The organism is Planctomycetia bacterium (assembly GCA_034440135.1).
Lineage (GTDB): Bacteria > Planctomycetota > Planctomycetia > Pirellulales > JALHLM01 > JALHLM01.
In genome coordinates, this window is the sequence record JAWXBP010000433.1 from 22,205 (window position 1) to 29,075 (window position 6,871).

Here is a 6,871-nt window from a genome sequence, read left to right on the forward strand (position 1 = left end):
CATGGCCTCTCTCGCCCATTATCATCGTCCTGAGCGTCTCAATATTGGCGCACGCGTCAAGCTCGGCGAAGACCGGCTGCCGCTCTTGCTGACTGGCATCGCGGGCGTCGCCGGCTACAACGCGCTGCACTACTTTCGCGCTCGCTATCCAGGGCAAGTGATCGGCATTCGCCAGCGCGACAATTGGCGGCTGGTCGGCGAAGGGGTCGAAGTCTGCAACGCCGAGGACGAAGCCGGGCTACGGGAATTGTTTCAGCGATACAAGTTTCGCGCCGTCCTGGATTGCGCCGGTAACTGCGCACTCAAATCGTGCGAGCTCGACCCGGAGATGGCCTGGCGGATCAACGTCGAAGGCGTGCGAGACCTCATCAAACTCACGGTCGACGCAGAGATTCGCTTCGTCCACCTCTCAATCGACCTGGTCTACTCCGGCACAAAGTCAGGCTGGCATGTCGAGACCGACGCCACGGACCCCGTGACCGAGTACGGCAAAACGATGGTCGCCGCCGAAGATTTGATCCTCGAAACCGATCCCGCGGCCTGCGTCCTGCGCATTTCGCTTCCCATGGGCGTGAGTTTCAACGGGCACGCGGGGGCCATCGACTGGATTCAGTCTCGTTTCAAAAAGCACCGCCCCGCCACGCTCTACTACGACGAGCTGCGGACGCCGACGTACACGGATTGCCTGAATGAATTGTGCGAAGCCGCGCTTGGCAACCATCTCACCGGCCTCTACCACGCTGGTGCGCCGCGCGCGTTGTCGCTGTTTGAGATCGCGCAAGTGATCAACCGCGTCGGCGGCTACGACCCGAGCCTGTTACACGGCTGCCTGCGCCATCAAGCCGGCCCCATCCCGCCGCGCGCCGGCGACGTCACGATGAACTCCAGCAAACTCGCCAACGTCCTCGGCTACGAACCGTTCCACCCCTGGCCCCACGACGAACACCTCACGCCCACCCACCGCGAATGGCACCACGACCGCGGAGGCGGCATCGACGGATCAAAGGACCTACTGTCAAAAGTCCTCTACCAAAACCAGCTTAGAAGAAACGCGGCCATGACGATTTGAACCGCGGAGACCCAGAGTCGCGAAGGAGGAATTTACCCGCGAAACACGCGAAATAATTCCAGTGGGAGACTCACCAGGAACCCGCTTCCAACACGTCCCTTTTTCGCGTTATTTCGCGTGTTTCGCGGGCAAATCCTCTCTGCGTCTCCGCGTCTCCGCGGTTCAAACATCGTCGGTCGTCCATTTCCCCGCGACCCGTCGCCACATCGTGCCGTTCGGGTTTTTGTTGCGCAGCGCCAGCGGCAACCGGTGTTCGCGGACGTTGTCGTAGCACTGCAGCGCCGCGAAACGTACAAGCGATGCGGGAATGCCCACCGCGGTGAATCCTGGATGTCCGGTCGCTGGGTACGGTCCGCCGTGTTGCATGGCGGGCGAAACGGCCACGCCGGTCGGCATCTTGTCATTCAGCAGCCGTCCGACCTTTTCCCGCATAATCGGCGCGAGCGCGGCATAGCCAGCGTCGTCCCCGCCTTGCGTGTCGGAATAAATCGAGCCGGTGAGATTGCCTTCCAGCGTTTTCAGAATCGCCTCGGCTTCCCGGACGTCGCTGGCCAATACCAAGAGCGAAGCATTCCCGAAGGCCTCGGTTTGAAACGTATGCGCATCGGCCAAGAACTTGACGCCATCGACGCGCAGCAGCGTATTTGAGTAGCGGTAACCTGCGCCTTCGGCCGGCTTAGCGCCGGTAAGCGCATTCGCCCCCGCCTTCACCACCTTGGCGACATTCGCCGCTAAACCGTCTCGCACACCAGCGGATAACAACGTGCCAACGGGCGCCTGCGCGAATTTCTCCGCCATTGCCGTGGCGAACTTCTCGGCGGCGGTCCCGGCCAGCAAAATCACCAGCCCGGGGTTCGTGCAGAACTGCCCGGCCGCCATCAGGCAACTCGTCGCAAAATCGCCGACCACCTGGTCGAAGCGCTCTCGCAACGCGCCTGGCAAAATGACGACCGGGTTGATGCTCGACATCTCCAGATAGATCGGTTTCCCGGCCGCGTCGGCGGCTTGTTTGAGGCGCATGCCGCCCGAACGACTGCCGGTGAAGGCGGTCGCTCCGATGCGTGGATCGGCCACCATCCGCAGTCCGTCCTCGGGGGCCATGTCATACAGCATCTGCACCGACCCAGGCGGCAGCCCAGCCGTTTGCGCGGCCAAATGCGCTTGCTCAGCAAACAGGCGCGAGGTCGTCGGATGACTTGGGTGCGCCTTGGCGATCACCGGATTACCGGCGGCGATGGCGGACGCGAAATCACCGCCAGAAACGCCGCCATAGGCCAGCGGAAAGTTGTTCGGTCCCAGCACGAAAACCGGGCCGAGCGGACCGTACATCGACCGGATGCCGGCCGGCGCGTCGATCGTCGGCATCGCCCACGAGCCTTCCCGGGCGGCCCCGGCCGCCAAACGCAATTGATTCACCGTCCGTGGCAATTCCACGTCCGCCAAGCGCGGCGAGCGCGGATAGGCCGTCTCCAAATGCGCTGCCGTGACGATCGCCTCGGCATGCTGCTCGATATTCCCGGCATAAGTTTCGAGAAAGGCCGCCAACGCCTCGGCGGGGAGCGACCGCATGGCGTCGGCCGCCTGCCGCGCGGCCTGGAGCGCCGCTTCGCAATCGGCCCAAGCGCTGCGCGGATAGGCGTCCGGCAACTGTTCCCCAGTGGCCGGGTTCGTGGCCTGAAAAACGCCGACCTGTTGCGCCGGCCGCCAATTATCGCCAATCAGTACAGAATGAACGTGCATCGTGGTCGCCCGGTAGGAGTGCTTTTCGGTCCAACCGGAGCCTAAAGCCGTCGTCACCGCCGGTCAACCGTGTCGCGGTCAGGTCGTCGCATGGCCGGCGTCGGCACTTTGCCGGCCGCGCCAAGCGGGCTAGGATTGTCGCGTCGGCTTGGGCGGACGTAGTTATTGAGCAGTCAGGTATTCGATCCCGTGGAGCGATTCCATACCGATTTGATGGCGATGCTCTTGGCCGCGGCGGCGCGGATCTTGAGCGGGGCCACCGTGCGCTGGATCGACTCGCAACCGGACGACTGCCAACGCGTTTACTTCGCCAACCACACCAGCCACCTCGACGCCTTGGTGCTGTGGTCGCTGCTGCCGGCGAACATTCGCGAGCTGACGCGCCCCGTCGCCGCCAAGGACTACTGGGAAAAGGGCCCCGTCCGCCGGTATCTTGCCAACCGGGTCTTCCACGCGCTGCTAATCGATCGCAAAGAAATCAAGGTGCATCAAAGCCCAGTGGATGCGATGATCCGAGCCATGGGAGACAAGTATTCGCTGATCGTCTTCCCCGAAGGCCAACGTAACACCGGAGAAGACCTGCAGGAATTCAAGAGCGGCCTGTATTACCTTTGCAAGAAACGTCCCGATCTGGAGGCGGTCCCAGTGCACATCGACAACCTGAACCGCGTCCTCCCGCGCGGCGAGTTCCTACCCGTGCCGCTGCTAAGCTGCATCACCTTCGGCCCGCCCATCTGGCTGGAAACCGGCGAATCCAAGGTCGCATTCCTGGCCAGAGCCCGAGACGCGGTTAAGCGACTCAAAGACGCATGAGTGAAAACCGTTTGAGACGCAGAGTCGCAAAGAAGTGATGCGAACGGGACGACCAACTGAACACTGAACATTGAACACTTCAAACTAAAAAACTTCAAACTCCCGAGTAATCCGTGCAGTTTTACGATCGCTACACGCTAATCCTCGTCCTCAGCGTGTTTGTCGCGCTGGGCGTCGCCACACTCGTGGGAAGGATTCTGCGCGGCCAGGTCGACAACGGCATGGATCCGGCGATCGTGGCCAAGTTCAACCGCCGCGTGAACGCCTGGTGGATTATGACCGCGGCCTTGGCCACGGCGTTTCTGCTGGGCTACTCCGCCACCGTTATCCTGTTCGGGGTGATTTCCTTCTGGGCGCTGCGCGAGTTCATCACGCTCACGCCAACGCGCATTGCCGACCACCGCGCGCTGTTCTGGGTGTTTTTCATCTTCACGCCGCTGCAATTCATCCTGGTCGGCATGCGCCGCGAGCCGCTTTACAGCATCCTCATCCCGGTCTACGCATTCCTCTTTATCCCGGCCCGGGTGGCGTTCGCGGGCGATTTCAAACGTTTCCTGGAACGGACCGCGAAAATTCAGGCCGGGCTGATGATCTGCGTCTACTGCCTAAGCTACGCCCCGGCGATCCTCAGCTTGGACGAGCAGCAGATCGCGATGAATTCGCCGACGGCGGAAATCGCGCCCGTCGTGACGGCGGAAGCAAACACTCCAGCGGTGGCACGGCCAGCGCTCAATGCCCAAGAACGCTTGACGCGGAACGCGCGCCTGATGTTCTTCTTTATCCTGATCGTGCAACTCGGCGACGTGCTGCACCTGGCCGCCGAAAAGCTGTTCGGCCGCTATGTCATTGCACCGGCCATCCACCAGGGACGCACCTGGACCGGCATGCTCGGCGGCATCGGGGCGACGACGCTGCTTGGCATGATGTTCTGGTGGGCCACGCCCTTCAACATCTTCCAAGTGGCGATCTTATCTTTCGCCACGGCGCTGATGGGCTTCGCTGGCGGGCTGACCATGTCCGCCATCAAACGCGATCGCGGCGTCCGCGACTACGGCACCCTGGTCGAGGGCCACGGCGGCGTCCTCGACCGGATCGATTCGATCTGCTTCGCCGCCCCGGTCTTCTTCCAGGTCTCGAAGTATATTTTCTACTTCTCGCCGCCTACCTGACCCGATGGTCCTCGCGGCGCCATTCGAAGATGACCTCGCGCGCCGCGTCGTCCGACTTCGCAGTCGGTTGATCGTCCACCACGGGATCGGCCTCGACGGGCGACTCCGTCATCGCCGCGTCACCGGACAGCGAGCGCATCCGGCGATTTCCGGCCGGAGCCCGCCAACCGTCCGTCGAAACGCCGTTCACAGGTCGCGGCGCAGCTGCCGAAGGCGTCTTCTTCGACGGCGGCGCATTCTGAGCGCGGTAGATCAGATTCGGCGTCGGACGCGGTTGGCGCTCGATCGCATTGCCGCGCAAACTCGCGGCGACGAATGTCGGGGACGAGTCCAACGGATCTTCGACCTCCGGGACTGCGATTTCTTCCGGGCAACCTCGTTTGACCCAAGCCAGCCAATCGGTTTGCAGCTCGCTGAGGTCATGGAAACCATAGTGCTTGTCGACGGCCGCGGACCAATCGTCCGTATCCAGCCCCTCCTCGACGAATCGCACGAAAGCCTTCGGGCCCTTCTTGCCAATCAGGTACTGCGCGAGCGCATGCCCCTGCGAATACAGCGGCAGAATGTCGTGCGGGTATTCCTTCATCCGAAACATTTCGTTGAAGGCAATGCCTCGGCCCGTTTGCAAAAAATCCACCAGCAGATGCCGGTGCTTGTCGCGCTCGCTGTTGTGTTCGACGGTCGTACAGGCGCCTTCATCCGCCCAGCGCGGCAACTGCTGACGAAAGTGTGAGGCGAAAATCGTGTGCGTTACCTCGTGCGGCAGCACGGAGTCCAGGACGCGCTCTCGCGTACCCTGAACCGCCATCTCCCAGCGGTAGACCTCGCCGCGATCAAACACAAAGCTGGTCACGCCGCCAGCGCCTTTTTCGCCGACATCGGCCGTAATCGGGCAGGGCTGCGACCAATCCGGCAACGTGTGCCCGAGCCAAAGCTCGGCCATCTCGACGCGGTATTTTTCCGCGGCCGCGCCGATCTCCTGGGCCAGCTCAGGCGTCGCAGCATTGACGACAAAATTCGGGGTCCGGTGACTGGCGCCCAAGGACGCCAGGGCGGCTGCGCAGACCAGCAGCCGTGGAAAAAGAGCCTCCATGCTCGCGGGGCCTCCATGCCAGGGTCATTCGATCGGGATTCCTCGCACGCCGCGACGGGATGCGGCGTGGAATCCAAGCTTCCCCGCGAAGTGAATCGACGAACTTCCCTGTCGAAATCGCCATCGCGAAGGTCGGAAAAGAGTAACGCCCAGGTGGATTTCCTCCAAGAGAAGATGGGGCGACCCAAGACCCAACAGAGGGGGCGTCGCGAACGATTCAATTGGCCCGCGAAACACGCGAAACACACGAAATTGAGAGGGCATAGCAATGCAATCCCCAAAAGGGTGACTGAACCATCGTCCCAAAGCTACTCCGCAGTAACCAATCTCCCTGACCTCCTCCCTTCCGTGTGTTTCGCGTGTTTCGCGGGCGAACTCTGAAAGGAAGCGAAATCACGCCTTCCCCAGCAGCCGCCGCTTTTCGCGGATGAACTTCAGATGATGGTCCAAGTGCTCGATGTAGTTATTCAAAAACTGCTCCAGCGTCATGTCGCCGTGTTCGTTGTGATAGCCCGTTCGGGCCAACGCAGAGTCCGGAAGTCGCCCCAGCATGGCGGCGGTCATGCGGCGATTCAGCGAAAAAATCTCGGCAGCCAAAGCCGCGTCGATCTCCGGCGCGTAGAGACTTTTCGCGAAAAGCGTTTCGTTGTACCCAATCAACGTGGGATGCTCCTCGGCGGCGACCCGCTTCATCCGGTCGGCCCCGATTAGATCGCTGTCCATCAGATGCAGCACGATCTCCTGGATGCTCCAAGTCCCAGGCACCGGATCGGCGTTCAGCTCCGCATGACTGAGCCCGTCAATAGCTTCCCGCACCAACGGCCCACCGGAGCCATACCGTTCGATCAAATCCTGGTCCATGAATTTCCCCATCTGAAAAAGCTCGCGACACTAGGCCTTGTCTCAAAACTGGGGTTTCCGTGCAATGCGTAACCGGCGACGATGTCGCTGAGTTTCGTTTTTGCCACGGAGGGCTGTTGAGATGGC

Annotated in this window: 6 protein-coding genes; 3 read left to right on the forward strand and 3 right to left on the reverse strand. The window is 61.8% G+C overall.

Annotation, left to right across the window (positions count from 1 at the left end):
• The first annotated feature begins 1 nt into the window (after position 1).
• Entirely contained in the window at positions 2–1,069 is a 1,068-nt protein-coding gene (locus SGJ19_25025; protein MDZ4783523.1) for a sugar nucleotide-binding protein, read from the forward strand.
• A gap of 162 nt (positions 1,070–1,231) precedes the next feature.
• Here SGJ19_25025 and SGJ19_25030 read toward each other — a convergent pair whose 3' ends face one another.
• Entirely contained in the window at positions 1,232–2,809 is a 1,578-nt protein-coding gene (locus SGJ19_25030) for an aldehyde dehydrogenase (NADP(+)) (GenBank protein MDZ4783524.1), read from the reverse strand.
• Positions 2,810–3,022: 213 nt separating this feature from the next.
• Here SGJ19_25030 and SGJ19_25035 point away from each other — a divergent pair, with 213 nt between their 5' ends.
• Together SGJ19_25035 and SGJ19_25040 are read left to right on the forward strand one after the other, a co-directional pair.
• Positions 3,023–3,622 (forward strand): lysophospholipid acyltransferase family protein, encoded by a 600-nt coding sequence (locus SGJ19_25035; GenBank protein MDZ4783525.1) that lies wholly within the window; start codon positions 3,023–3,025, stop codon positions 3,620–3,622.
• A gap of 221 nt (positions 3,623–3,843) precedes the next feature.
• The gene (locus SGJ19_25040) at positions 3,844–4,791 is read left to right on the forward strand and encodes a phosphatidate cytidylyltransferase (GenBank protein ID MDZ4783526.1); all 948 of its coding nucleotides are present in this window, start codon (positions 3,844–3,846) and stop codon (positions 4,789–4,791) included.
• On the opposite strand, the gene SGJ19_25045 is transcribed toward SGJ19_25040, so the two are convergent.
• Positions 4,784–5,884 carry a hypothetical protein gene (locus tag SGJ19_25045; GenBank protein MDZ4783527.1) on the reverse strand — a complete coding sequence of 367 codons (1,101 nt, stop codon included), beginning with the start codon at positions 5,882–5,884 and terminating at the stop codon, positions 4,784–4,786. The genes SGJ19_25040 and SGJ19_25045 overlap by 8 nt on opposite strands.
• 393 nt (positions 5,885–6,277) lie before the next feature.
• Positions 6,278–6,745 (reverse strand): DinB family protein, encoded by a 468-nt coding sequence (locus SGJ19_25050; protein MDZ4783528.1) that lies wholly within the window; start codon positions 6,743–6,745, stop codon positions 6,278–6,280.
• Between the last annotated feature and the right edge of the window lie 126 nt (positions 6,746–6,871).

Bases quoted from the DNA above. Each gene is read 5' to 3' on its own strand.
- SGJ19_25030 (MDZ4783524.1), bottom strand. From the start codon at position 2,809: ATGCACGTTCATTCTGTACTGATTGGCGATAATTGGCGGCCGGCGCAA.
- SGJ19_25040 (MDZ4783526.1), top strand. From the start codon at position 3,844: ATGGATCCGGCGATCGTGGCCAAGTTCAACCGCCGCGTGAACGCCTGG.
- SGJ19_25045 (MDZ4783527.1), bottom strand. From the start codon at position 5,884: ATGGAGGCTCTTTTTCCACGGCTGCTGGTCTGCGCAGCCGCCCTGGCG.
- SGJ19_25050 (MDZ4783528.1), bottom strand. From the start codon at position 6,745: ATGGACCAGGATTTGATCGAACGGTATGGCTCCGGTGGGCCGTTGGTG.
- SGJ19_25035 (MDZ4783525.1), top strand. From the start codon at position 3,023: ATGGCGATGCTCTTGGCCGCGGCGGCGCGGATCTTGAGCGGGGCCACC.
- SGJ19_25025 (MDZ4783523.1), top strand. From the start codon at position 2: ATGGCCTCTCTCGCCCATTATCATCGTCCTGAGCGTCTCAATATTGGC.